The organism is Poseidonibacter sp. (assembly GCF_041821165.1).
GTDB lineage: Bacteria > Campylobacterota > Campylobacteria > Campylobacterales > Arcobacteraceae > Poseidonibacter.
Window position 1 is genome coordinate 1 of record NZ_JBGUES010000002.1, and the last position, 25,305, is coordinate 25,305.

General features: G+C 28.3%; 25 protein-coding genes. 9 read left to right on the forward strand and 16 right to left on the reverse strand.

Going from position 1 to position 25,305, the window contains the following annotated elements:
* Positions 1-469: 469 nt before the first annotated feature.
* Together ACERKK_RS00330 and purE are read left to right on the forward strand one after the other, a co-directional pair.
* Positions 470-1,621, forward strand: coding sequence for a 5-(carboxyamino)imidazole ribonucleotide synthase (locus ACERKK_RS00330; protein WP_373771071.1), 1,152 nt, complete (start codon positions 470-472; stop codon positions 1,619-1,621).
* A complete protein-coding gene (purE, locus tag ACERKK_RS00335) occupies positions 1,618-2,145 on the forward strand; it encodes a 5-(carboxyamino)imidazole ribonucleotide mutase (protein ID WP_373771072.1) in 528 nt (175 codons plus the stop codon). The genes ACERKK_RS00330 and purE overlap by 4 nt, the downstream gene beginning before the upstream one ends.
* 79 nt (positions 2,146-2,224) lie before the next feature.
* Here purE and rpsU read toward each other — a convergent pair whose 3' ends face one another.
* On the reverse strand, positions 2,225-2,437 hold the full coding sequence (gene rpsU, locus ACERKK_RS00340) for a 30S ribosomal protein S21 (protein ID WP_071628030.1): 213 nt from the start codon (positions 2,435-2,437) through the stop codon (positions 2,225-2,227).
* Positions 2,438-2,553: 116 nt separating this feature from the next.
* Between rpsU and moaC the strand changes: the two genes are divergently transcribed.
* The 4 genes from moaC to ACERKK_RS00360 are packed head-to-tail and all read left to right on the forward strand — an operon-like array spanning position 2,554 to position 5,358.
* Entirely contained in the window at positions 2,554-3,027 is a 474-nt protein-coding gene (gene moaC / locus ACERKK_RS00345; protein WP_373771073.1) for a cyclic pyranopterin monophosphate synthase MoaC, read from the forward strand.
* Positions 3,028-3,033: 6 nt separating this feature from the next.
* A complete protein-coding gene (locus tag ACERKK_RS00350) occupies positions 3,034-3,297 on the forward strand; it encodes a YbeD family protein (protein ID WP_373771074.1) in 264 nt (87 codons plus the stop codon).
* A gap of 5 nt (positions 3,298-3,302) precedes the next feature.
* Positions 3,303-4,076: a M15 family metallopeptidase gene (locus ACERKK_RS00355; protein ID WP_373771075.1), complete on the forward strand. Its 774-nt coding sequence runs from the start codon at positions 3,303-3,305 to the stop codon at positions 4,074-4,076.
* Positions 4,048-5,358 (forward strand): M99 family carboxypeptidase catalytic domain-containing protein, encoded by a 1,311-nt coding sequence (locus ACERKK_RS00360; RefSeq protein ID WP_373771076.1) that lies wholly within the window; start codon positions 4,048-4,050, stop codon positions 5,356-5,358. Before ACERKK_RS00355 ends, ACERKK_RS00360 begins: the two co-directional genes overlap by 29 nt.
* Before the next feature lie 12 nt (positions 5,359-5,370).
* On the opposite strand, the gene ACERKK_RS00365 is transcribed toward ACERKK_RS00360, so the two are convergent.
* Genes ACERKK_RS00365 through ACERKK_RS00385 form a run of 5 tightly spaced genes read right to left on the reverse strand, consistent with a single transcriptional unit; the run spans position 5,371 to position 11,313 of the window.
* Positions 5,371-5,640, reverse strand: a complete 270-nt coding sequence (locus tag ACERKK_RS00365) for a hypothetical protein (protein WP_373771077.1) — start codon at positions 5,638-5,640, stop codon at positions 5,371-5,373.
* A gap of 12 nt (positions 5,641-5,652) precedes the next feature.
* Positions 5,653-6,441: a 5'/3'-nucleotidase SurE gene (gene surE / locus ACERKK_RS00370; protein WP_373771078.1), complete on the reverse strand. Its 789-nt coding sequence runs from the start codon at positions 6,439-6,441 to the stop codon at positions 5,653-5,655.
* Positions 6,441-9,983 (reverse strand): DNA polymerase III subunit alpha, encoded by a 3,543-nt coding sequence (gene dnaE / locus ACERKK_RS00375; RefSeq protein WP_373771079.1) that lies wholly within the window; start codon positions 9,981-9,983, stop codon positions 6,441-6,443. The genes surE and dnaE overlap by 1 nt, the downstream gene beginning before the upstream one ends.
* 38 nt (positions 9,984-10,021) lie before the next feature.
* Positions 10,022-10,768 carry a patatin-like phospholipase family protein gene (locus ACERKK_RS00380; RefSeq protein ID WP_373771080.1) on the reverse strand — a complete coding sequence of 249 codons (747 nt, stop codon included), beginning with the start codon at positions 10,766-10,768 and terminating at the stop codon, positions 10,022-10,024.
* The gene (locus ACERKK_RS00385) at positions 10,768-11,313 is read right to left on the reverse strand and encodes a DJ-1 family glyoxalase III (protein ID WP_373771081.1); all 546 of its coding nucleotides are present in this window, start codon (positions 11,311-11,313) and stop codon (positions 10,768-10,770) included. Before ACERKK_RS00385 ends, ACERKK_RS00380 begins: the two co-directional genes overlap by 1 nt.
* 161 nt (positions 11,314-11,474) lie before the next feature.
* Here ACERKK_RS00385 and ACERKK_RS00390 point away from each other — a divergent pair, with 161 nt between their 5' ends.
* Complete coding sequence (locus ACERKK_RS00390; RefSeq protein ID WP_373771082.1) at positions 11,475-12,125, forward strand: FlgO family outer membrane protein; 651 nt, start codon at positions 11,475-11,477, stop codon at positions 12,123-12,125.
* Complete coding sequence (locus ACERKK_RS00395; RefSeq protein ID WP_373771083.1) at positions 12,126-12,707, forward strand: FlgO family outer membrane protein; 582 nt, start codon at positions 12,126-12,128, stop codon at positions 12,705-12,707.
* Here the strand turns inward: ACERKK_RS00395 and recJ are convergent.
* From recJ to mnmG, 5 genes are all read right to left on the reverse strand, one after another.
* Positions 12,702-14,267 carry a single-stranded-DNA-specific exonuclease RecJ gene (recJ, locus tag ACERKK_RS00400; RefSeq protein ID WP_373771084.1) on the reverse strand — a complete coding sequence of 522 codons (1,566 nt, stop codon included), beginning with the start codon at positions 14,265-14,267 and terminating at the stop codon, positions 12,702-12,704. The genes ACERKK_RS00395 and recJ overlap by 6 nt on opposite strands.
* Entirely contained in the window at positions 14,267-15,883 is a 1,617-nt protein-coding gene (locus tag ACERKK_RS00405) for a CTP synthase (protein WP_373771085.1), read from the reverse strand. Before ACERKK_RS00405 ends, recJ begins: the two co-directional genes overlap by 1 nt.
* A 139-nt stretch (positions 15,884-16,022) precedes the next feature.
* Entirely contained in the window at positions 16,023-17,405 is a 1,383-nt protein-coding gene (ccoG, locus tag ACERKK_RS00410) for a cytochrome c oxidase accessory protein CcoG (protein ID WP_373771086.1), read from the reverse strand.
* A 100-nt stretch (positions 17,406-17,505) separates the two neighbouring features.
* Complete coding sequence (locus ACERKK_RS00415) at positions 17,506-18,345, reverse strand: hypothetical protein (protein WP_373771087.1); 840 nt, start codon at positions 18,343-18,345, stop codon at positions 17,506-17,508.
* Position 18,346: 1 nt separating this feature from the next.
* The gene (gene mnmG / locus ACERKK_RS00420) at positions 18,347-20,221 is read right to left on the reverse strand and encodes a tRNA uridine-5-carboxymethylaminomethyl(34) synthesis enzyme MnmG (RefSeq protein WP_373771088.1); all 1,875 of its coding nucleotides are present in this window, start codon (positions 20,219-20,221) and stop codon (positions 18,347-18,349) included.
* 168 nt (positions 20,222-20,389) lie between these two features.
* Here mnmG and ribE point away from each other — a divergent pair, with 168 nt between their 5' ends.
* Positions 20,390-21,004 carry a riboflavin synthase gene (gene ribE, locus ACERKK_RS00425; protein ID WP_373771089.1) on the forward strand — a complete coding sequence of 205 codons (615 nt, stop codon included), beginning with the start codon at positions 20,390-20,392 and terminating at the stop codon, positions 21,002-21,004.
* On the opposite strand, the gene mreC is transcribed toward ribE, so the two are convergent.
* The 5 genes from mreC to fabZ are packed head-to-tail and all read right to left on the reverse strand — an operon-like array spanning position 20,994 to position 25,276.
* A complete protein-coding gene (gene mreC, locus ACERKK_RS00430; protein WP_373771090.1) occupies positions 20,994-21,779 on the reverse strand; it encodes a rod shape-determining protein MreC in 786 nt (261 codons plus the stop codon). The genes ribE and mreC overlap by 11 nt on opposite strands.
* On the reverse strand, positions 21,772-22,803 hold the full coding sequence (locus ACERKK_RS00435; protein ID WP_373771091.1) for a rod shape-determining protein: 1,032 nt from the start codon (positions 22,801-22,803) through the stop codon (positions 21,772-21,774). Before ACERKK_RS00435 ends, mreC begins: the two co-directional genes overlap by 8 nt.
* Before the next feature lie 10 nt (positions 22,804-22,813).
* Positions 22,814-24,031, reverse strand: a complete 1,218-nt coding sequence (gene clpX / locus ACERKK_RS00440; protein WP_373771092.1) for an ATP-dependent Clp protease ATP-binding subunit ClpX — start codon at positions 24,029-24,031, stop codon at positions 22,814-22,816.
* Positions 24,032-24,045: 14 nt separating this feature from the next.
* A complete protein-coding gene (gene lpxA / locus ACERKK_RS00445; RefSeq protein ID WP_373771093.1) occupies positions 24,046-24,828 on the reverse strand; it encodes an acyl-ACP--UDP-N-acetylglucosamine O-acyltransferase in 783 nt (260 codons plus the stop codon).
* A 4-nt stretch (positions 24,829-24,832) separates the two neighbouring features.
* Positions 24,833-25,276: a 3-hydroxyacyl-ACP dehydratase FabZ gene (fabZ, locus tag ACERKK_RS00450; RefSeq protein ID WP_373771094.1), complete on the reverse strand. Its 444-nt coding sequence runs from the start codon at positions 25,274-25,276 to the stop codon at positions 24,833-24,835.
* Between the last annotated feature and the right edge of the window lie 29 nt (positions 25,277-25,305).

Below are 25,305 nucleotides of genomic sequence, written 5' to 3' on the forward strand. Positions count from 1 at the left end.
GCTCTTGAGTTTTTTAATTAGCTTAGCTCAAAACATCTATCATGTTTTTAGCTAAGCTTTTTTTTTAGGTTGTTTATAATTAAGTCATCTTTCCCTTTTTTAAAAGTAATATAATATTAATAATTTATATATTAAAATTGTTAAATTTTGGAGTTGTGAGAAATGAATATTGATTTAATTTTACAAAACATTTTAAAACCTACTATTCTTTTCTTTTTTTTAGGAATGCTTGCCATTCTTTTTAAGTCTATCAATACCCCAATCATTAACAATTTATAATTATTTAATTTAAAAAAACTTAATAGTCATAATACTATTAAATTTATTGGTGCATTATTTATAATATGCTAAGAATCAAATATTTTAAAATAAGATATTTAAACTTTATGAAAATATATGGTGGTAAATACATTGTAATTGATGTAATTTTACTTTTATAATACAAAATTTTAATAGGATGATGAATTAAATGAATAAAGATTTTAACTACTCTAGTTTAAAACTAGGGATTATTGGTGGTGGACAACTAGGTAAGATTATGTCTCAAAAAGCAAAAAAGATGGGCTTTCATGTTACGATTTTAGATCCAACATTTAATTGTCCAGCAGCACAAGTTTCTGATAAACATATATTGGGTGGATTTTATGATAAAGAGAAACTTGAGCAATTAGTACAAGAAACAGATGTAACAACTTTTGAATTAGAACATGTTGACACTTCTATTTTAAAAGAGTTATATGATCATGGCCATAAAATTTATCCATCTCCTTATGTAATGGAGTTAATCCAAAATAAATATGAACAAAAGAAACTTCTTGATGAAAAAGGGATTCCAGTTCCTGCTTATAAGAATGTTGAAAATGATGATGATTTAAAAGCCTTTGGTTTTCCAGTAATTCAAAAAGCAAAGATGGGTGGTTATGATGGAAAAGGTGTTCAGATGCTTAAAAGTGAATCTGATATTGAAATTGCTATTAAAACTGAATCATTTATAGAAGAACTTGTTGATATTGAAAAAGAACTAGCATTAATTGTTGCAAGAAATATTGAAGGTGAAATGAAGTGTTATCCTGTTGTTGAGATGCTTTTTGATGAAAGAGTTAATATTTGTGATAGTGTAATGGCACCTGCAAGAATATCTAAAGAGATAGAAGAAAAATCAATTGAAGTTTCAATTAAATCAATTGAGGCATTAGGAGGTGTTGGTATTTTTGGGGTAGAACTATTTTTAACAAAAAGTGGTGAAGTTTTAGTTAATGAAATTGCACCAAGACCTCATAACTCAGGACATTATACAGTTGAGTCATGTGCAACATCACAGTTTGAACAAATAATTCGTGCAGTAACTAATTTACCTTTAGGTTCAACAAAATTAATTTCTCCTTCTGTGATGGTTAATTTATTAGGGGAAGAGGGTTATGAAGGTGAACCTTTTATTGAGGGAATTCATGATGCATTAGAAATACCAGAATTATCTTTTCATTTCTATGGAAAAAGTTATACAAAACCATTTAGAAAGATGGGTCATATAACTGTATTAGATGATGATATTGATAAAGCATTAGAAAAAGCAATGAGAGCAAAAGATATTTTAAAAATTAGAGGGAGCAAAAAATTATGAGTAAACCATTAGTTGGAATTATTATGGGAAGTGATTCAGACTTACCAGTTATGAGTGCTGCTGCACTTATGTGTGAAGAGTTTGGAATTGAATATGAAGTAAGTGTTGTATCTGCGCATAGAACACCAGATAGATTAGTTGAGTATTCAAAGGGTGCTGAAAAAAGAGGTTTAAGAGTTATTATTGCAGGAGCTGGTGGTGCTGCTCATTTACCTGGAATGGTTGCTGCTTTAACTGCATTACCTGTTATTGGAGTTCCAGTTAGAGGTTCTAATTTAGAGGGCATGGATTCTTTATTATCAATTGTACAAATGCCAGGTGGAGTTCCTGTTGCAACTGTTGCAATTAATGGTGCAAAAAATGCAGGGATTTTAGCTACACAAATCTTAGGTGTGAAAGATGCAAGTTTAAGAAAGAAAATTTCTGAATATAAGAATAAAATGAAAGAAGAAGTAGAAGAAAAAGTAAAAAAACTAGAAAATATTAAATATAAAAAGTATTTAAAACAGATGGCTAAAAAATAGTCACCTTTTTTAAATTAGAAGTTTTTAGACATAAAAAAAGGCCCGATAAAATCGGACCTTTGGATAAGAATTAAGAATCTTACAGTCTAGACTCGTATCGTCTAAGCATGTATAATCTCTTAAGCATTTTCTTTCTAGCATTGATTTTTTGTTTTTTTCTGATCTCTGTCATTGGCTCAAAAAATCTTCTAGCTCTTGTTTCAGTTACAATAAGATTTCTATCACATTGTTTCTTAAATCGTCTGTATGCTTCGTCGAAAGATTCACTATCTTTTACTTTAATGCCTGGCATGTAAAGTTCACCCACTTTCTTTTTAAAATTTTGACACCTATTATATTTAAATATTGCTTAATTCTTATTTAACTATATTTACAATATAATATTATTATCAAAAAAAAGGCAGAAAATTGAATTTAACACATTTAGATGATAATAACAGACCTAAAATGGTCGATGTTTCTGAAAAAATAGAAACTACAAGAGTTGCTATAGCATCTGGTGAAATTACAATGTCAAATGAAGCATATAATGCAATTATAGAAAATACTACAAAAAAAGGCCCAGTAATACAAACAGCAGTAATAGCTGCAATTATGGGTGTAAAAAAAACTAGTGAATTAATCCCTATGTGTCATCCTTTATTATTAAGTGGTATTAACTGTGATATTGAAGAAAAACCTGAACTACCTGGCTTTAAGTTATATGTAACGGCTAAATTAAATGGCCAAACAGGCGTTGAAATGGAAGCACTTACAGGTGTATCTATTGGCTTATTAACTATTTATGATATGGTAAAAGCTATTGATAAATCAATGGTTATTTCTAATGTACAACTTGAGAGTAAATCAGGTGGTAAAAGTGGAAATTTTAAAAGGAATTAATAGAATATGATAGATTTAAATAAAGAAAAATTAGAATTAGATTATCCATGTAATTGGGTTTATAAATTAGTTGTATCAGAAACAATAAGTGTTAAAACAACTGTAAAAGAAGTTGTTTTAGATAGAGAACATAGTATTAAAGAATCAAATGTAAGTAAAAAAGGTAAGTTTAGAAGTTATACTTTAGAATTACTTGTGCATAATGAGGATGACCGAAAAGAATTATATAGAATTCTTGGTGAACATGAAAATATAAAAATGGTATTATAAAAGCTATGAATAGAAGAGATTTTTTTAAAATAACTAGTGCTGGGATTTCAACTTTAGCATTAAATACAAATGTATTTGCTAATAGTGAAAATATCGAACTAAAGAATAGTAGTGATATTTTATTGGAAAATGTATATTTAAAAGAGCTTCAATCTATTAGACGAAAACTAAAATTAGTGCAAAGACATGTTGGATATGGAAATTTTAATCTTTTAAGTTTTGATGAGATGTTAAGAATTTCTAGAAACGTTAGTTCTATTGGTGCATTTACAAAAGAAGAGTTAACATTTTTAGAAACTATTTTTTATAGTAACCCTTTAAATCATGGCTTTTTTGGTGATAGGATTTCTGATAATATTACAAATATGATTAATACTAAAGAAGTTGTTAAAATTCCAAGAACTGGACATTATTTATTTAAAGGTAAATCTTTAGAAACATATAATCAAATGAAAAAAGATATAGGGGATACTCTTACTTTAACTTCAGGAATAAGAAGTATTGTAAAACAAACAAAACTTTTTTTAGATAAATTAGATAAAGAGCATGGAAATATAAGTGTAACTTCTAAATCTATTGCACCACCTGCATTTACTTATCATAGTATTGGTGATTTCGATGTTGGTAAAAAAGGTTTTGGTCATGCTAACTTTACATCAAGATTTGCATTAACAGAAGAGTTTTCAAAAATTAGAAAACTAAAATATATTGATGTTAGATATACAGTTAACAATAAAGATGGGGTAAGGTATGAACCTTGGCATATTAAAACCGTTTAGTGTTTTACTTCTATTTATTGTAAGTTTAAATGCTAATGTTCAAAATTTTGATTTTAATTTTATTAAAAAAGGTAAACAAGATAATAATACCTTACTTTTAATTGGTGGAATACAAGGTGATGAACCAGGTGCTTTTATGGCTGCTTCTCTGATTTCAACTCATTATGAAATCACAAAAGGTTCAGTTTGGGTTATTCCCAATTTAAATTTCTATTCTATAATAAAAAGATCTCGTGGCCCATATGGAGATATGAATAGAAAATTTGCCAATCTTTCTGCAAATGATCCTGATTTTAACTCTATAAAAAGAATAAAAAACTACATAAAATCTGATGATGTAAAATTAGTGCTAAATTTACATGATGGAAGTGGTTTTTATAGAGAAAAATATATAGACAATATTTATTCTCCAAGAAAATGGGGGCAATGCTCAATTGTTGATCAAAAAACTCTCGATGTTCCTTTATATGGAAATATGGAAGAAATCTCTAAAAAAGTTGTTAATTCAATAAATAATAATCTTATTAGAGAATCAGATATTTATCATGTTAAAAATACCAAAACAAGACTTGGTGATAAAGAAATGGAAAAAAGTCTTACTTATTTTGCTATAAATAATGGTAAAGCTGCTTTTGCAAATGAAGCAAGTAAAGAGCTAAATTTAAACGAAAGAGTTTATTATCATCTTTTAGCCATTGAAGAGTATATGAATATTATGGGTATTGAGTTTAAAAGAAAGTTTGAAATAAAACCTAAATATATAAAAGATGTTATTGATAATGATATTTTTATTTCATTTTATAATGATAAAATCAAACTTCCACTTGGAAAAGTAAGAAATAATTTAAGATATTTTCCAATAGATGAAAATGAAGTTTTAGATTTTTCAGTATCCAATCCATTAATGACTATTTTAAAAGATGGAAAAAACTATGTAATTCATTATGGAAATAGAAGACTAGCTACTCTTCATGCTGATTATACAAAAATTGCAAATGAAAATAGGTATATAAATTTATTAGTTGATAATAAATTAAAAAGTGTTAAATTCGGTGATATTGTATATGTAAAAGATTTTTTTAATATTGAAGCTATATCTGATTTAAGAGTTAATATTATTGGTTATGTGAATAAAAATAGTAAAAGTGAAGTGAATTTAGATATTAATAAAAATGATATTGAAAAGAGATTCTCAATAGATAAAAATGGTGATTTATTTAGAGTTGAGTTTTATAAAGATGATTCTTTTGCGGGAATGGTTCTTTTAGCATTTAAAAAATAGAGTATAAATACTCTATTTAAAAGAAACTAATTCTTTTTTTGTTTTTTCTTGATTTAATTTTTTACAAGCTGCTTTAAAAATTTCATTAATTCTTTCTTCGTCATCATTAACAATCTCTTTAATTTCTTCTATTGATTTACCTTCTGCAAATCCAAAGAATATTTTATACTCTTTTTTTGTAAACTTTCTTTTTAGAACTTCTTGAATCTGTTCTTCGCTTTTTAAATTTCCTACTAATTTGTCAATATGTGACATTATAGCTTCTGTAAATGTGAAATCCATGTTTTTCCTTTTTTAGTTGTTCAACCAATTTTCTAAAGATTCTATATCTGAATAAGATGTTAAATCTAACATAATTGGCGTAATTGATATACAATTATCTTTAATCGCTTCAAAGTCACAATCTTTATTTACTGATGATTTCCAGATAAGTGGATGTAATCCTACCCAATAGAACTCTTCACCTCTTGGGTTTAAATGTCTATGCGTATCATTTCCATATTCTCTATAACCAGCTTTAGTAATTCTTATGCCATTGCACTCATTAGGTTTTATAGGAGGGATATTAACATTTAAAAACTTTCTTTCATCTAATGGAAACTGGTTTTGAAGTATTTTTTGAGCTAAATTTGCAATAGTTTGTTTTGCAAGGGCAAAATCAAAGCCATTTTTGATATCACTACAATTATCATTGCAAACTTGAGAAATTGCAATTGCTGGAATTCCTTGTAAAACTGCTTCCATTGCTGCTGCAGCTGTTCCACTATATGTGATATCCTCACCCATATTAGCACCAATATTAATTCCACTTATTACTAAATCTGGTTTGCATGTTTCTTTAAATAGATTATTTAGTGAAATAAAAACACAATCAGTTGGAGTACCATCATCTATTTTATAAAAATCATCATCAACACTAGCTAATCTTAGTGGTTTATCTAAAGTTAAAGAGTGACCACATGCTGATTTGTTTTTTGCAGGTGCAACTACTGTTATTTTTGCAATTGGTTTTAATGCTTCAATTAATGCTTTTAATCCAATAGCATCAAAACCATCATCGTTTGTTAATAATATATGTTTCATTATAAAATAAATGCTCCCTCTATTTGTGTAATTAAGTTTTCTACATTTGCTGTAACTTTATATCCTGAATCTAATTCAATATCTGCAAGTTTTGATTTTACAATTATTCTTAATTCTCTTTTCCCTTGATTATTTGCAACTATATCAAATAACTTATAAACACTATGGTCATTATCACTATATGGAATAACTACTGTTAAAGGAGGTTCTTTTATTTCCATTTGTTTTGTTTTGATTTTCTCTTTTTTTGCATCTTTTAAATCTTCTATTTTAATAATATTCATTCTTGTAAAATTTTCATCTTTTGAAATTTTTACTTTAAATGCAATAGGTTGTTCTAAATCAAAATCTTCTTTAAGCTCTTTTATTCTATCTTCAAATAATAAAAGTTCAATATTTCCATGTAAATCCATAATTGAAGCAATACCAAATTTATTACCTTTTTTTGAAATTTTCTCTACGATATTTTCAATTTTACCAATAAATAAAGCTTGTGAACCATCTGCTAATTCATCAATTTGAGATGATAATGTATAATTTATCCCATCTAATTGGTCTCTATATTTATCAAGTGGATGTCCTGATACATAAAATCCTAAAGAAGCTTTTTCTAGTTCTAATATTTCAGTTGCTTCATACTCTTCTAAAGGATCAAGTTCAATTGTGATTCTTGTTAACTCTTCTGAATCTCCAAATAAAGAACCAGTGGCCATTTTTTTGGCTTTCATTGAATTTGCTACACAATCAGAAATCTTTTCTATTTGTTCTAACATTGCTCGTCTTGAATAACCAAAACTATCAAAAGCTCCTGTTTTTGTAAGTGATTCTATTACTCTTTTATTTACTTTACTTCCATCAATTCTTGAAATAAAGTCAGATAAATCAGTAAAGTTACCACCTTTTTTTCTAGCTTCTAAAATAGATTTTATTGCAACATCTCCAGCACCTTTAACAGCACCCATTCCAAACATTACAACTTCTTCTCCATCTAATTTAGTTGCAGAAAAAACTAAATCTGATTTATTAATATCAGGTGGGAATAAATCAAGTCCTAATCTTTTTACTTCATCAACATACTTTACAACTTTATCCGTATTATCTTTTTCAAGTGTAAGTAATGCTGCCATAAATTCAGATGGATAATATCTTTTTAAATATGATGTATAAAATGTTACAAGTGCATAAGCTGCTGAATGGGATTTATTAAATCCATAACCAGCAAACTTTACAATTAAATCGAATAGTTCTTCACAGTGAGATCTTTGGTAACCTTTTTTAACACCACCATCTGCAAATTCACCCTTAAGTCTATCCATCTCTTCTACAATTTTTTTACCCATGGCTCGTCTTACAAGGTCCGCACCACCAAGACTAAATCCACCAATTGTTTGTACAATTTGCATAACTTGCTCTTGATAAACAATAACCCCATAAGTTGGTTCAAGTATAGGTTTTAAAGGTGCTTCAAACTCATCATAAAAGTAATCAATCTTTGCACGACCATGTTTTCTATCAATAAAGTCATCAAGCATACCAGACTCCATTGGACCTGGTCTGTAAAGTGCAAGAACGGCAATAATATCCTCGAAGTTTGATGGTTTAAGTCTTTTATTTAAATCTTGCATACCATCTGATTCTATTTGGAATAGCCCGATTGTATTACCTGTTTGAATTAAATCATAAACACCTTTATCATTTACATCTGCTGTAATAAAGTCTATTCTTTTTCCATGTCTTTTCTCAATTAGTTTATTTGCTTCTTCAATTACTGTAAGAGTTTTTAATCCAAGGAAATCGAATTTAATTAAATCAACATCTTCAACATATTTACCATTATATTGAGTGGCTAGGGTATCTAAACCTGATGGTTTAAATAGTGGTGTTTTATTCCATAAAGGTTCATTTGAAATAACAACACCCGCTGCGTGAGTTCCTGCATTTCTATTTAGTCCTTCAAGTGCTAAAGCATATTCCCAAACTCTAGCTGATTGGGGATCTGAATCACAAAGTTCTTTTATTTTTGGTTCTTTTAAATAAGAGTTTTCTAAATTAATACCTAATTCATCAGGAATTAATTTTGCCATAGCATCTGCTTTTGCATAAGGCATATCTAAAACTCTTGCTACATCTCTAATAACACCTTTTGCTAATAATTTACCAAAAGTAATAATTTGTGCAACATTGGCTCGTCCATATTGTTGTACAACATAATCAATTATTTCACCACGTCTTGCTTGACAAAAATCCATATCAATATCAGGCATTGAGATTCTTTCAGGGTTTAGAAATCTCTCAAAAAGTAAACCATAAGGCATAGGGTCAATATCTGTAATTGCAAGTGAAAATGCAACTAATGAACCAGCAGCAGATCCCCGTCCTGGACCAACTGGAATTTTCATTTGTTTTGCAACAATAACGAAATCCCAAACAATAAGCATATATCCAGGAAACCGCATATCATTAATAATATCAATTTCAACTTGAAGTCTATCTTTGTATTCTTGATGCTTAGATGGATCAACAATTTTAAGTCTTTCTTCTAAACCTTTCCAACACTCGTGAATAAATAAAACTTTATCATTTTCAAGTGAATACTCAAGCTCAGGTTCTGGTAAAACAAGATTATCAATTTCAGACTTTTGTCTTGTAAATTTAAAGTTTGGAGGTGTTGGATCACCTAATTTTATCTCTAAATTACATTTATCTGCAATTTCTTGAGTTGCTGCGATTGCTTCTGGAATATCTGCATAAAGTTTTTCTATTTGCTGTGGTGTTTTTAAATAAAATTCATGAACACTATGTCTTAATCTATTTGGGTCATCATAAAGTTTATTCATGGCAATACACATAAATGCTTCATGCGCATCTGCATCTTTTTGAGTTAAATAATGTGTATCATTTGTAGCTACAATTTTAATGCCAGTTTCATGAGCTAATCTTAATAATGGATCATCAATAAAATATTGGTCATCAATACCATGTCTCATTATTTCTAAATAAAAATCATCACCAAATATTTCTTTGTATTCTAAAGCTGCCGCCTTAGCACCTTCATATCCTTTTGCTCCATTTTTTACATTTCTTTCATTTTTAGTATTTAAGTGCCAACTTACTTCACCTTGTAAACAAGCAGCAGAACAAACTAAACCAGCAGAATGGTCTTTTAATAATTGTTTATTAATTCTTGGGTAATAATAAAAACCATGCATGTAAGCTTGTGAGCTTAGGAACATTAAGTTTTTATAACCTTCCTGATTTTTGGCATATAGACATAAATGGAATCTTTGTCTTGTAGTTTTATCACCAATTTCCTCATTATTATGAATATAAGCTTCCATTCCAATAATAGGTTTGATTCCTTCTGCTCTCATTGCATTATAAAAATCAATTGCCCCAAAAAGGTTCCCATGATCTGTCATTGCAACAGATGTCATTCCCATCTCTTTAACTTTTTTTGCTAGAGGTTTAATTTTATTTGCACCATCAAGTAATGAATATTCTGTATGTAAATGTAAATGTGTAAATTGTGGTGTTTCTGACATATATAATCTTTAATATTTATTTTGAATTTTAAAGCTGATTATATCTTAAAGTATTTGTGTGCCTCTTTAAAACCAAGATTAAAACACTCTTCTAATTCTTTAAATGTATAAAGAGAAAAACCTCTAATATGATTTGAACCTAAATAGTGGTGAGTATTTTGTATTGAGTGTTTATTATTTTCATATAGTTGTGTGAAAATTTTTCTTTTTACTATTTTTAAAGGGTTGAATTTTGGTTTAAGTAGAGAATACTTTCTTGGAAATAAATCAATTGCATAAATATCATAGTTTTTATTTTCTAAAGGTTTTATTGGAATATTATCAAATAATCCACCATCTATTAAATACATATTTTCATATTTTACAGGTTTAAATAGTGGAACCAAAGCACTTGATGCCATACATAAAGTAAGTGTATCTCCAGTATTAAAATAATGAAGTCTTTTTTCTTTTGTATCATAAGCACTTACATAAACAGGCTTTTTAATATCTTCAAGTTTAGAAATTGGTAAAAGTTCTTTTATGATTTTATTTGATGTATCAATTTTTAATAAGCCATTTTTGAAATAATTAAATTTTAAAGCTTGCCTTATCTCTTTTGATGCAAATATTTTTAGTTGTTCTTTTGCTGAAACTCCACTTGCATGAGAGCATGAAATAATTGCTCCAATTGAAGAGCCACTATAAGCTTGAATTTGCATATTATGTTCTTCACAAAAATGTAAAAAACCAAGATGAAAGGCTCCTCTTGCAGCTCCTCCACCTAATGCTAATGCTAAATTCATTATTTTACTAATAAACCATTTTTTACATTTAAATATGTGTTTTCATTTGTAAGAATTTTTACAATTTCTAAAGCAAAATTCATAGCGGTTCCTGGTCCTCTTGATGTAATGATTTTACCATCAACTATTACGTCTTTATCATCATGGTAACCATCTAATCTAATTTTTTCTTCAAATCCTGGATAACAAGTAAAATTTTTATTTAAAACACCTGCTGTATGTAAAGCATATGGTGCTGCACAAATAGCGGCTATTCTTTTATTCTCTTTTTTCATATTTTTTAATATATTTTGAACATCTTCATTTTGAGCTAAAGTATAAGCATTTGGTAATCCACCAGGTAAAACAATCATGTCATAGTTATTTGGGTTAATATCATTTATTAAGTAATCTGCTTTAATCGTAATATTATTAGCTCCAATTGTAAGAATTTGTTCAACAGCAACAATTGTTACATCAATACTTGCTCGTCTACAAACATCAATAACTGAGATAGTTTCTATTTCTTCGAATCCATTTGAAATAATAATTATTAGTTTTGTCATAATGTATCCTTTTTTACTTTAAGTATATTAAAAAGCTGATTAAATCTTATATAAAAAAAATATGGATAAAAAGTTATTATAAACTCATTAAAAAAGCAATTTTTCAAGAGTATCTAAGCAAATTTTAAATAAAATTTAGCCAATTAGTAAAAGGGGTTTTTATGTTTAAAAGTATCTATAAAGTAGGTTTGATGACTACTTTGTTATTATTTGTACTATCTGGATGTACTCAATATAGAGTTCTAGATAATAATACAAAAGAATGGAACAAGGTTCAAACAACAAAAGAAAGATTAGCTATTGCTGCTGATGAAGAGGAATTTGTTACTACGCAAAGAACTTTAGAATCCACTATTACCTCTTTAGCAACTCAAATGCTAAGAAATAAAAAGATGAATACAAATAAACCTATTATTATTACATCATTTGTAAGACTAGATCAATTTAAGAAAACATCAGAATTTGGAAGAATTATTAGTGAGAGTTTAATAAATGAACTTTCAAATAGAGGTTTTAATATTATTGAATTTAGAGGAAGACTTGCTGTATCTGTTAATGATAAAGGTGAGTATTTTATGACTAGAAAATCTAATGAATTAAAAGGCGAAATTCCTAATACTTATGTTGTTGTAGGAACTTATTCTAGACAATTTGGGAAAGTAATAGTTAATACAAGAGTTATTGATAACATTACTGGGAAAATAATTACAAGTGCAAGAGCAACCTATCAACATGGAAAGGTAAATGATTGTTTAATTTTTAAAGATTGTAGACCTTCTAGAAATATCAAGATTATAAAAGAACATAATTAGATGATATTTTTACACTTTAAAAAAATGAAGATATTTATATTTTCATTTTTTTTAATGTTACTTTTTACTTCTTGCTCACATAAAAATCCATTAAATGGAACAAATGATTTTCATTCTTTAGTATCTAATCTTGTGGATGAATCATCAAATAAAATTAAACAAAAACTCCAAATAAGTGATATTGTACTAGTATCAGATTTTGTAAACTTAAATGATTTAACTAATAAATCAGAATTAGGATTCTTACTTTCTAGTATGTTAAAAGATAGTTTAGTATCCTTAGATATTATTGTAAGAGAAGTAGAATTTGCAAAACAGTTTCAACTAGGTAAAAAAGGTTTTAATGTATTAATTAGAGATAATAATAAAATACTTTCAAATGCTGTAGAAGAAGAAAGATATGCTGTTGTTGGAACTTATTCAATTACAAGTAAAAGTTTAAATGTATTTATTAAATTAATCGATATTAGAACAGGACATATCTTAGCTTCATCGTTTGAAAGAACAGCAATTGATGAAGAAATTTTACAACTTGAAGGCGAAGGACGAACTCAAACTCTTCGACCTCATGTTGTTTTATAAAATATCTTGAATTAGGAATTGAGGTTTTACTTCACCTCTAAATTCATTTTTACTAACTGATACTACTAGTTTAAGATTCTTTTGTAAATTAGTATTTGAATCATTAAATTTTAAAGCTTCAAATATTACTCCATCACTATTAAGTGTTAATTTTAAGTGATTTTTATCTTTACCTATTAAATCATATTTTACTAAAGTAGCATTTGATATTTGAAATATTGGTCTATGATTTTCTAATCCATAAGGTTCAAATTTTTCTATAATATCTAAAAACTCAATATCAACAGAAGCAACATCAAGCTCTCCTAAAGTAATAGGATCAATATGAAGTTTATGTTTATGTTGTTCTAACTCTTCATTTATGATTTTTTTAAACTCTTCAAGATTTTCAATTTTTAAAGCAAGTCCTGCAGCATTTTTATGTCCACCAAAACCTAATAATAAGTGTGAGGCTTTAGTTATTATTGTATGAAGATTAATATCTGCATTTGCTCTTGCACTACCTTTTGCAATACCATCTTTTATTGAGAAAATAAAGGCAGGTTTTTTATGTGCATTTGATAATTTTGATGCAACTATTCCAATTACACCCTCATGCCAATGCTCACCCCATACAATAACTGCATTATCATTTTCATTTGTTTTACTTTGTGCTTTGTTTGAAATATCTTCTTGTAAGGCTTTTCTGTAATTATTTAACTCTTCTAATTCTTGTAAAGATGAGTTTGCATTATATGAAGTTTTTGATAATAAAAAATCTAAGGCAATTGAAGCATCTTCCATTCTTCCTGCACTATTTATTTTAGGTGCAATAAAAAATCCAATATCATCAGAAACTAGAACTTTTTTAGCCATTACTTCATTTAATTTTTTAAATGCTTCTCTTTTTGAAGTTTTTATCTTTTTTAAACCACTTTTTACAAGAGTATAATTAAGTGCAGTCATAGGCATAATATCAGCAACAATAGCAACACAAAGTAAATCTAAGTATTCACCCATATTAACATCTGCATTTATCTCTTTTTTAATTGCAGCACATAAATACCATGCAACTTGAGCCCCACAAATCTCTTTAAACTCAAAAGTACAATCTTCTTGTTTAGGATTTATTATTGCAAGTGCATAAGGAACTTCTTTTCCAACAGTATGATGATCTGTAATAATTAAATCAATACCTTTTTCTTTTAGCTTTAAAGCAGCCTCAATGGCTGATATTCCATTATCAACAGTAATTACAAGTCCACTTTCAATCATATCAACAATTTTTACAGATAATCCATATCCATGAGTAAATCTATTTGGGATAATATGATTAACTTTTACATTTATTGATGTAAAAAAATCAACCATAATAGTTGTAGAAACAACACCATCTACATCATAGTCACCAACTATAGTGATTTGTTCATTATTTAAAATTGCTTGTTTAATTCGTAAAGAGGCTTTATTTATATCTTTGAAGTTATCAGGAGAAGGGATATTGGCTAGACTAGAATATTGATTATTCTGGTGTCTAGCCGATAGTAGTTCAAAAAGTCTATTTTTTGTAACTTTTGACATTAATCTTTTTTATTAGCTTGTCTAACAAACTCTAAAATAATAGGGTTTGGAGTTTCTAAATGTGAAGTAAACTCAGGGTGGAATTGAACACCTACAAACCAAGTATGGTCTTTAATTTCAACTGCTTCAATTAATCCATTTGATTCACCAGAAATAGTCATTCCTGCTGCTTCTAATGCATCTTTATATTTAGGGTTTGCTTCATATCTATGTCTATGTCTTTCAAAATAAACATCATCATTTCCATAAGCTTTTTTAAGGTGAGTTCCTTTAGCTGGTGTAAATGGATATTCACCTAATCTCATAGTTCCACCCATTGGTGATTTATGAGTTCTTAATTGTTTTTGACCACTTTGATCCATAAACTCATCAATTAAGTAAATTAATGGGTTAGGAGTATTTTCATCAAATTCAATTGAGTTTGCATCTTCAATACCTAATACATTTCTAGCATATTCAATTACTGCTAATTGCATACCTAAACAAATTCCTAAGTAAGGGATATTATTTGTTCTTGCATATTCAATAGCTTTTAATTTACCTTCAACACCTCTGTGTCCAAATCCACCTGCAACTAAAACAGCATCAGAGTTTCCAATAATATCATAAGCTCCAACATCTTCGATTCTTTCAGAATCACACCAATGAATATTTACTTTAGTGTTAAGATGTGCTCCTGCATGAATTAGAGCTTCTGTTAATGATTTATATGATTCTTTTAATTCTAAATATTTACCAACAAATGCTATTGTTAATTCATCTTGAGGAACTAAAATATTTTTTACTAAAGTATCCCATTTACTCATATTTGGTTTAATTTTAATATTAAAATGATCAGATAAAGGAGTTAAAATTCCTTCTTTAATAAAATGTAATGGAACTTGATAAATTGATTGTGCATCACCTGCTTCAATAACTGCATTATTGTCAATATCACAAGACATTGCAAGTTTTTCTTTTAAGTTTTTAGGTAATGCTTTTTCAGTTCTACATACTAACATATGTGGAGTAATACCAATTCTTCTTAATTCTTGTACAGAGTGTTGAGTTGGTTTTGTTTTAAGCTCACCTGCTGCTGCAATATAAGGAATTAACGTTACATGAATATTCATTGTATTAGTTTTTGGTAACTCATGTCTGATTGCTCTAATAGATTCCATAAATGGTAATCCTTCGATATCTCCAACTGTTCCACCAAGTTCTACTATTAAAAATTCATGACCTTCTGCGGCTGCATAAATTCTTGATTTAATCTCATCAACTACGTGAGGAATTACTTGAATCGTTTTACCTAAGTATCCACCTTCTCTTTCTCTAGTGATTACACTTTGGTATACTTGTCCTGTTGTAAAGTTATTCTGTGCTGTTAATGTTGTATCGATAAATCTTTCGTAGTTTCCTAAATCAAGGTCAGTTTCTGCACCATCTGCTGTTACAAAAACTTCACCGTGTTCAAGTGGACTCATTGTCCCTGGATCTACGTTTAAATATGGATCGATTTTTAACATAGAAACTTTAAATCCAGATTGTTTTAAAATAGTTGCAATAGAAGCAGCAGTTATCCCTTTACCTAAAGAGCTTAGAACCCCACCTGTTACAAAAATGAATTTTGTCATGTTAAATACTCCAATGAAAATTGTTAATTAGTTATATATATTTCGCGATTATATCTAAGTTCAGTTGATATGTAAGTTAAGTAAGAGTATTTTTACGCTTAGATAAGTTTATATAATATTAACTTACCCAGCATATTATTTATTTTAATTTATCAGCACGAGGGTAGATAAATACAGCTTGTCTTAGAACAGAAACTCTTTTAGGATCTTCAATTGCATAAGCTCTTAAAGTTACTTTTAAAGGTGTGTCTTTTGTTAAATCATTTACTAATACTTTATTAGTTTCAAGTACCATAACTTTTTTAACAAGTTTTCCAGGATTTAAAGTAAATGGTTTAAATCTTTTTATTTCAATATCTTTATTTCCAACAACTTCAAGTTCATATGTTAAAGGTTTATCTTCTGTATTTTGGAATAATAATACAAAGTTATTTCTTACTACATTACCTTCTTTTATTGAATAAAGCTGTGTAGTTTTATTAATATTTAATAACATATACTCTTTTTTTGAACCCATTACAAATAATAGTGCTACAACTAAAAGTAGTGCAACAGCATACATTATTGTAGACTTTCTTATCATTTTAGTAGGAATGTCTTTTTTAATTGCATTTGTACTTGACCATTGTACAAGTGAAGGTTTTCCAAGTTTCCCCATAACCGTTGTACAAGCATCAACACACTCTAAACAGTTAATACATTCTAATTGTAAACCTTTTCTAATATCAATATGTGTAGGACAAACAGTAACACATGATTCACAAGTAGTACATTCATTATTTGGATTTGGTAAATCTTTTGCTTTAAAAATGATTTTTTCTTTATCACCATTATAAATTTCACCACCTCTATTTGTTGAATAAATAGCTTGGTATGTGTCATCATCATATAATACTGATTGAACTCTTGAGTAAGGACATACGTAAATACAGAAATCTTCTTTTAACATAACAACATCATAAATTAAAAAACCTGCAATTGTTAAAACAATTCCAATTAAGAACATATGCTCAGAAGGGTTTGAAATATAGTTGAAAAAATCTTCTGGAGGAATAAAATACCACATAAAATTTGATGCAACAAGTAGTGATAAACATGACCAAATGATAATAGCGATTACTTTTTTAGAAGCATTTGTAGCTTTTGACCAATCTGGTTCTTTTTGTTTATTTTTAATTCTTTTTAGGCCTAGAAGTTTAGATTCGATTAAATCTCTAAATATAACTCTAAAAATTGTTTGAGGACATGCCCATCCACACCATGCTCTACCACCTAAAGAAGTAGCAGCAAAAATACCTAAGAATAAAAGCATTAATAAAAAAGGCATTAAATATAGTTCTTGCATATCAAATGCAGTTCCTAATAAATGTAATTGTTTTTTATCAAATGATAATAAGAACATATGGTGAGAACCAATAGTGATAAAAGGTAAAGTTAATGCAATAATTGTAGCTATTACATAACCATAATACCTTTTTATTCGGTAGGGAGTTTTACTTAAAAATTTATTTTTTTCTTTCACGATAAGACCTTTATAATTTATCTTGAAGTAATTTTATATAAATTAAACTTATAATTTACATAATAAAATTATAAGTAAAACTTATGATTCTTAGATTATTCTACTTAGTTCCCATAATCCTTGCAAATTCTTCTGTTTTGATTTTTATCTCTTCTTTAATATTTTCAAAATTCATATTTTTAAACTCACAAAGTTCTGGATAATCTAAGATAATCTCATCAAAACTTTTTAGAATCTCTTCTAAAGTATCTTTAGAAATTGTTGGAATATTTAACTCTTCAATTAGTTTATCATCATATTTTTTATCTTCTCTTTTGAAAATAACTGGTTTATTTCCACAAGAAATTGACTCTAATGCTGTTTGTAATGACGCTGTTAATAAATATTTACTATTTTGAATCGTTTCTACATACTCTTCTTCATCTATTACATTTGAAAAATGTTCAGTAAAGATTTTTTCATTTCCTAAGAAGAAGTAATGTCCCATTAATAAATCAATATCATATTTTGAAGAGTTTGTAACTAAATCTAAAAAAAGATTATTATAGTCATCATCACCAAAAAAGATTGTTTTTTCTATTGAAGGATTTTTTACTTTAGTATAAATAGTTTCATCAACTAAAATTTTTGAAGTATCTTCTGCTACTGTATATAAAAGAGTACAAAACTCTTTCATATCTTTTTTCATTAATTCATTAGTTTCATCTGTATCTAAAACTAAAATATCTCTTTTTTCCATAATATTGTAAAGATTTCTTACTACATCAATATTTACATATTTTTTAACAGCTAATAAATCTTTTGCAAATGCTCCTGCTCTAAAATCAGATGTACATAAAATAGGGTTAAACTCTTTTAATGCATTTGCAATTGTTGCACATCTTTTTGTTGCTTCAAGACCAATGGCATGACCACTTTTTGCGTATAAATAAACTTGCATATTACTTCTCTTTTTTTTCTTTTATATTTATGTTTAAATGAATAATATCAATAGCAGATGGCGTAATACCTGAAATTTCACTTGCATTAAATAAAGTAGGTGGTCTAAACTTTTCTAATTTTTCAACTACTTCATTTGATAAACCTGCAATTCCTTTATAGTTAAAATCTTCAGGAATTTTTAGTTTTAGCATTTTTTGCATTTTTTCAATTTGTTTTTGCTGTTTAGCAATGTATCTATAATATTTTGCTTCAATAATAATTTGTTCTTTTAAATAAGCATCTACATCTGCAAAAGAAGGTACTAATTTATCAAATTTCTCTACATCTATTGTATTTCTACCGACGATATCAATAAGTAATGCTCTATCTTTAATTTTATCTTCACCAAGAGATTCTAAAAGGTCTAAATTCTCTTTTTTAGATGTAAACCACTCATTTGCCATAAAATCAACAGCTTGCTTTAAAACATCTCTTTTATTATCAACTTTTGCCATAGTTTCATCATCAATTAATCCAAACTCATGACCATATTTACTAAGTCTTAAATCAGCATTTTCTTCTCTTAGAAGAAGTCTATATTCAGCACGTGAAGTAAACATTCTATATGGTTCACTAGTTCCTTTTGTAACTAAATCATCAATTAAAACTCCAATATAACCCTCATCTCGTCTTAAAATAAATGGTTCTTTTTCATCAATTGCTAAAGCTGCATTAATTCCAGCCATTAGCCCTTGTGATGCTGCTTCTTCATAACCTGTTGTTGCATTAATTTGACCAGCATTATAAAGGTTTTTAACTTTTTTAGTTTCTAAAGTATGTTTTAATTCTGTAGGATCTACATAATCATACTCAATAGCATAACCATATCTAATAATTTTTGCATTTTCTAAACCTGCAATTGAGTGAATCATTTGTTTTTGAACATCAATTGGTAAAGAAGTACTAAGCCCATTTACATAATATTCTGTACACATTGAAGTTTGTGGTTCTAAGAATAATTGATGTCTATCTCGTTCTGCAAATCTATTTACTTTATCTTCAATACTTGGACAGTATCTAGGCCCTGAACCTTTGATTTGTCCTGTAAATAGTGGTGCTCTATCAAAATTTGATGTAATAGTTTCATGTGTATCTAAATTTGTATATGTGATATAACATGGATATTGAGTAGGATTAAACTCTTTTTTATTTGTTCTAAAAGAAAAAGGTGCAGGTCTTACATCTCCACCATGAGCATCCATAACATCAAAGTTTATTGATGAACCATCAAGTCTTGCAGGTGTTCCTGTTTTTAATCTTCCAACATTTAATCCTAAATCTTTTAATTGATTTGATAATGTTGAAGATGGTAATTCCCAAGCTCTTCCTGCATCATAAGTATTTTCACCTATGTGAATAAGTCCTTTCATAAAAGTACCAGTTGTGATAATTACTTTTTTAGATTCAAACTCTTCACCAAGTTTAGTTTTTACACCATAAACTTCATTTTCATTTTTTACTAAAAGATTTGATACTTCATCTTGATAAATTTCTAAATTAGGACTATTATGACAAACTTTTCTCATATACTCTCTATATTTATCCATATCAATTTGTGCTCGACTTCCTTGAACTGCTGCACCTTTTGAACCATTTAATATTCTAAATTGGATTCCAGTTACGTCTGTACAAAGACCCATTTCTCCACCGATTGCATCAAGTTCTCGAACTAAGTGACCTTTAGCAAGTCCTCCAATAGCAGGATTACATGAAGCTGCACCAATTTGTTCTACTAGCATAGTAATTAATAAAGTCTTTTTCCCCATTCTTGCACTTGCAAGTGATGCTTCAATACCAGCATGACCACCGCCAACTACGATTACATCATATTCCATTTTTTGCCTTTTTGATTTTCTTTTAAATTATATAGTTTATTGTATTTTTATGTTTGATATTCAATATAGTTTATTAAAAAGTTTTAATAGTTTAAAGTCAAGTATTTAAAATTGGCTTCTTAACATATTTTGGATATTATACCTAAATTTTATCAAAAGGTTTTTTAAGTGTTTACAGGTCTAATAAGAGAGATGGCAAAAGTTGTAAGTTTCAAAAATAATTTCTTAACATTACATGCAAAATATACACCAAAGATAGGGGATTCTATTGCTGTTAATGGTGCATGTTTAACAGTTGTTAAATTTACAAGTGATACTTTTACAGTTGAGTTATCACCAGAATCTCAAAATATCCTTGCAATGGAAAACTATAAAAATGAAGTGCATATTGAACCTGCTATGATGATGGGTGATAGATTTGAGGGTCATATTGTTCAAGGTCATGTTGATTGTCTTGGGACAATTAGTTCTATTAAAAATAATGGTAACTCAACAGATTTTTTTGTATCTTTGCCAAGTACTTATTCTAAGTTTATTATCCCAAAAGGTTCTGTTACAATTGATGGAGTATCTTTAACAGTAAATGATGTAAAAGATGATACTTTTAGACTTACAATAATTCCTCATACTATTAAAAATACTTTATTTAATAGATATAAGGTTGGAACAAAAGTAAACCTAGAAACAGATATGTTTGCTAGATATGTTTATAATATGTTTAAAAAGGATAATGATAAAAAATTATCTTGGAATGAAGTTGATAAAATAATGGCTAATTATTAGCCTTTTTATCACTTCTTGAGTTTTCTTCATAAATATAGAAGTATTTCTTTTCTAGTACATTTGCATAAGGTTTAATCTCAGCTATTTGCATATCTGGATATTTAGTAACTTTAGTAACTTTACCAACTTTTAAGCCCTCAAAGAAAATATTATCCATTCCTGATGTAATTATTTCATCACCAACATTTACTTTTGCCCAAATAGGAATATATTTAATTACTACATTTCTAATATCATTTGATGACATAAAAATCCCAGGTATTTTGTTTTTACCTATAAATACAGCATAAGAAGATTTTTTATTACCATTTAATAAAGCAACCGCTCTATCATTTTCCCTTACAACAATACCTGCTGCATAGTTTTCTGTAATCAATCCTAAAATTGTGTCATCTTTTTTTTCGTGATCTAACCATACTTTTGTAAAATCATTATAATTTATATATGACAAAACTTTTGTTATTGTAACTTTTGATTTATCTTCATTTAGATTAATAGATGTAATTAATTCATTAATTGAGTCAAGTTTTTTTTGGCTTGTATTGTAAAGTATTTTATACTCTAATAAGTCATTGTTTTCAGCTCTTAATCTTTCGATATTTGAAGCTTGACTAAAGTATTTTTCAACTGTTGTTGAAATACTAATTACTTTATTGATATAGGCTAGTTTTAAGTCATTAAAGATTGTTAATTTCTTTACAACTAGTTTATCTAAATCAAAAAGATAAGATAAACTAATTATAATAAGAAGGATAAAAAATAGAAGTTTACGCATTAGTTATTAGTTTAAGTAAAGCGTCCTCATCAAGTACATTGCTTGTACCATAAGCAACAGCTAATAATGGTTCATCACAAACTCTAACTGGTAATTTAATAATATCAGCTAAATAAGTATCAAGACCTCTAATTAAAGCGCCTCCACCTGTTAATACAACACCGTTATCAACAACATCGCTTGCTAAATCTGGAGGCATATTTTCTAATACACTTTTAACAGCTGAAACAATCTCTTTTAATGGCTCTTTAATAGCAGCTCTTACACCTTCACTACCTAGTTCTATACTAGAAAGTAAACCTGAATTATCTCTACCTTTTACAGTGATTTTTAATTCAGTATCTAATTTTATTGCTGTTCCAATTTCAATTTTAATAGTTTCAGCAGTTCTTTCACCAATATAAAGATTGAAGTTTTGTCTAACATGTTCAATAATAGATTTATCAAACTTATCACCAGCAACTTTAATTGATTTACATAAAACTAAACCACCTAAAGAAGTAACTCCAATTTCAGTAGTACCACCACCAATATCAACAACTACATAACCAGATGGATCAGATACAGGAATTCCTGCACCAATAGCTGCTGCCATTGGTTCTTCTACTAAAAATACTTCTCTTGCACCTGCGCTCATTGCTGATTCTTCAACGGCTTTTCTTTCAACTTGTGTAATTCCATAAGGAATACAAATAATTATTCTAGGACGGATAAAAGATTTTCTTGAATGTGCTTTTTCAATAAAATATCTGATCATTCTTTCTGTCATTTCAAAATCTGCAATTACACCATCTTGCATAGGTCTTACAGCTTGAATATTTAGTGGAGTTTTCCCAATCATTTGTTTTGCTTCTTGACCAACTGCTAGGATTCTATCTCTACCAAATTTATCATTTTGAACTGCAACAACAGAAGGCTCGTTTATTATAATACCTTTTCCTCTAACTGAAACAATTGTATTTGCTGTACCTAAGTCAATTGCCATGTCATTTGAAAAAAGACCTATTAATTTATCTAAAAACACATATTATCCTTTATCCTATTTTAGGTTCTTCTATTTTAAGAACTACATTTTTTGTAATTGTAATTGTTTTATCTTTGTAATTTGGAAGATCAAACATAATATCTAACATTATATCTTCTAAAATAGATCTTAAACCCCTTGCCCCTGTTTTACGCTCAATTGCAAGTTTTGCAAGCTCTTTTAAAGCATCTTTTTCAAATACAAGTTTAACATCATCCATTTCAAAAAGTTTTATATACTGTTTAATTAATGCATTTTTTGGTTCAGTTAAAATATGAACCATATCATCTTCTGTAATTTCATTTAATGTAGCTAACATATGAAGTCTACCTATTAATTCAGGAATTAGACCATATTTAACTAAATCATCTGTTTCTACTTTTGAAAGTAGTTCTTTAGACTCTTTTTTATCTTTTTTATCTTGATTAAAGCCTAAAACATTAGCACCTTCTTTTTTCTTGATGATATCTTCTAAACCATCAAAAGCTCCACCACAAACAAATAAAATATTTGTTGTATCAACTTGAAGTGCATCTTGTCCAGGGTGTTTTCTTCCACCTTTTGCAGGTACATTTACAACAGCACCTTCAACGATTTTAAGAAGTGCTTGTTGTACACCTTCTCCTGAAACATCTCTAGTAATTGATCTGTTTTCACTCATTCTAGCAACTTTATCAACTTCATCAATAAAGATAATACCTCTTTGAGCTTTTTGTATATCACCACCTGCTGCTTGAACAAGTCTTGTAACAACATTTTCAACATCATCACCAACATAACCAGCTTCAGTTAAAGATGTAGCATCGGCAATTGCTAAAGGAACATCAAGATATTTAGAAATAGTTTGAGCTAATAAAGTTTTACCTGAACCTGTTGGTCCAATTAATAAAACATTTGATTTATTTAACTCTGTGTCATCATCGATTTCATGATGTCTAAAGATTCTTTTATAATGATTGTATACAGCAACTGATAAAACTTTTTTAGCAGTATCTTGACCAATAACATATTCATCTAAAATTGCTTTTAATTGTGCAGGTGTTCTTAATTTTACTTCTTCTTGAACATCTTCACTTGTTGTAATATTAGAATTTTCATCTATAGCACCATTCATAATTTCATTTGCTGCACCAACACAAGATTTACATATACTTGCATTATCACCAGCAATTACGGGATTATCAATTGAATCAGTTGCCCCACAAAAGTCACATATTATCTTACTCATTATTTACCTATTTCTTATTTTCTATTGTAAGGAATGCCTCTTTTTGTTTCTAAAACAAAATTAGCTAATTCTTTTACATATTTATTTTCACTAGTTTCAAGTAATTCATTTGCCGCTTCTGAAAGAGGTTTTGCAGATTCAAAAAGATTTTTATAAGCAGCTTTTATAGCATTTATATCATCTCTATTTTCAAATCTTCTTCTTAATCCATTCAGATTAAGACCTCTTAATACAGCTTTATTACCCTCAGCTAGACAAAATGGTGGAATATCTTGAGTTACAACAGAACCCCCACCAACCATTACTTGTGTACCTATTTTACAAAATTGGTGAATTGGTGTTAATCCACCAATTACAACAAAATCATCTATTTCAACATGACCAGCTAATGTAGCGCAGTTTGCGAATACACAGTTATTTCCAACTATTACATCATGTGCAACATGAGTATATCCCATAAATAGGTTATTGTTTCCTATTTTAGTGATAGACCCACCACCTTTTGTTCCTGGATTAAATAGTGTAAATTCTCTAATTGTATTATTATCACCAATTATAAGTTCTACATCTTCTCCATCAAATTTAAGATCTTGAGGAATTGTTCCAATAGCTGCATGTGAAAAAATATGATTATCTTTACCAATTGTAGTTTTCCCATCAATAACTGTATGAGAATCTATTTTAGTTCCATCACCAATTGTAACTTTTGAACCAATAATTGTGTAAGCACCAATTGTGATATTATCACCTAAAATAGCACCTTCTTCAATTATCGCTGTTTTGTGAATATTATTCATATTATTATTTATCTACTACCATTGCTTTTAATTCAGCTTCTGCAACAAGTGCATCATCAACATAAGCTTTACCTTCAAGAACAATTAAAGTACCTCTTAATTTTTTAACTTCGATTCTATACTCTAATTTATCACCTGGTTTAACAGGAGTTCTAAATTTTGCTTTGTCAATACTCATAAAATAAATAACTTTATTTTTTAATTCTTCGTTTGTTAAGTCATTGCTTTTTAACGCTAAAATTCCACCAGCTTGAGCCATTCCTTCAAGAATTAAAACTCCAGGATATATTGGATGTCCAGGAAAGTGTCCCATAAAAGCTGGTTCACTAATAGATATATTTTTAAAACCTACAATAGTTTTACCTTTTTCCATATCTGTGATTCTATCAACTAATAAAAATGGGTATCTATGAGGAAGTATTTCTTGAATTTCTGTAACATTTAACATATATTGTCCTAAATTGTTTATTAATAACG

Bases quoted from the DNA above. Each gene is read 5' to 3' on its own strand.
- ACERKK_RS00330 (WP_373771071.1), top strand. From the start codon at position 470: ATGAATAAAGATTTTAACTACTCTAGTTTAAAACTAGGGATTATTGGT.
- purE (WP_373771072.1), top strand. From the start codon at position 1,618: ATGAGTAAACCATTAGTTGGAATTATTATGGGAAGTGATTCAGACTTA.
- rpsU (WP_071628030.1), bottom strand. From the start codon at position 2,437: ATGCCAGGCATTAAAGTAAAAGATAGTGAATCTTTCGACGAAGCATAC.
- ACERKK_RS00350 (WP_373771074.1), top strand. From the start codon at position 3,034: ATGATAGATTTAAATAAAGAAAAATTAGAATTAGATTATCCATGTAAT.
- ACERKK_RS00355 (WP_373771075.1), top strand. From the start codon at position 3,303: ATGAATAGAAGAGATTTTTTTAAAATAACTAGTGCTGGGATTTCAACT.
- ACERKK_RS00360 (WP_373771076.1), top strand. From the start codon at position 4,048: ATGAACCTTGGCATATTAAAACCGTTTAGTGTTTTACTTCTATTTATT.
- ACERKK_RS00365 (WP_373771077.1), bottom strand. From the start codon at position 5,640: ATGGATTTCACATTTACAGAAGCTATAATGTCACATATTGACAAATTA.
- surE (WP_373771078.1), bottom strand. From the start codon at position 6,441: ATGAAACATATATTATTAACAAACGATGATGGTTTTGATGCTATTGGA.
- dnaE (WP_373771079.1), bottom strand. From the start codon at position 9,983: ATGTCAGAAACACCACAATTTACACATTTACATTTACATACAGAATAT.
- ACERKK_RS00380 (WP_373771080.1), bottom strand. From the start codon at position 10,768: ATGAATTTAGCATTAGCATTAGGTGGAGGAGCTGCAAGAGGAGCCTTT.
- ACERKK_RS00385 (WP_373771081.1), bottom strand. From the start codon at position 11,313: ATGACAAAACTAATAATTATTATTTCAAATGGATTCGAAGAAATAGAA.
- ACERKK_RS00390 (WP_373771082.1), top strand. From the start codon at position 11,475: ATGTTTAAAAGTATCTATAAAGTAGGTTTGATGACTACTTTGTTATTA.
- ACERKK_RS00395 (WP_373771083.1), top strand. From the start codon at position 12,126: ATGATATTTTTACACTTTAAAAAAATGAAGATATTTATATTTTCATTT.
- recJ (WP_373771084.1), bottom strand. From the start codon at position 14,267: ATGTCAAAAGTTACAAAAAATAGACTTTTTGAACTACTATCGGCTAGA.
- ACERKK_RS00405 (WP_373771085.1), bottom strand. From the start codon at position 15,883: ATGACAAAATTCATTTTTGTAACAGGTGGGGTTCTAAGCTCTTTAGGT.
- ACERKK_RS00415 (WP_373771087.1), bottom strand. From the start codon at position 18,345: ATGCAAGTTTATTTATACGCAAAAAGTGGTCATGCCATTGGTCTTGAA.
- mnmG (WP_373771088.1), bottom strand. From the start codon at position 20,221: ATGGAATATGATGTAATCGTAGTTGGCGGTGGTCATGCTGGTATTGAA.
- mreC (WP_373771090.1), bottom strand. From the start codon at position 21,779: ATGCGTAAACTTCTATTTTTTATCCTTCTTATTATAATTAGTTTATCT.
- clpX (WP_373771092.1), bottom strand. From the start codon at position 24,031: ATGAGTAAGATAATATGTGACTTTTGTGGGGCAACTGATTCAATTGAT.
- lpxA (WP_373771093.1), bottom strand. From the start codon at position 24,828: ATGAATAATATTCACAAAACAGCGATAATTGAAGAAGGTGCTATTTTA.
- fabZ (WP_373771094.1), bottom strand. From the start codon at position 25,276: ATGTTAAATGTTACAGAAATTCAAGAAATACTTCCTCATAGATACCCA.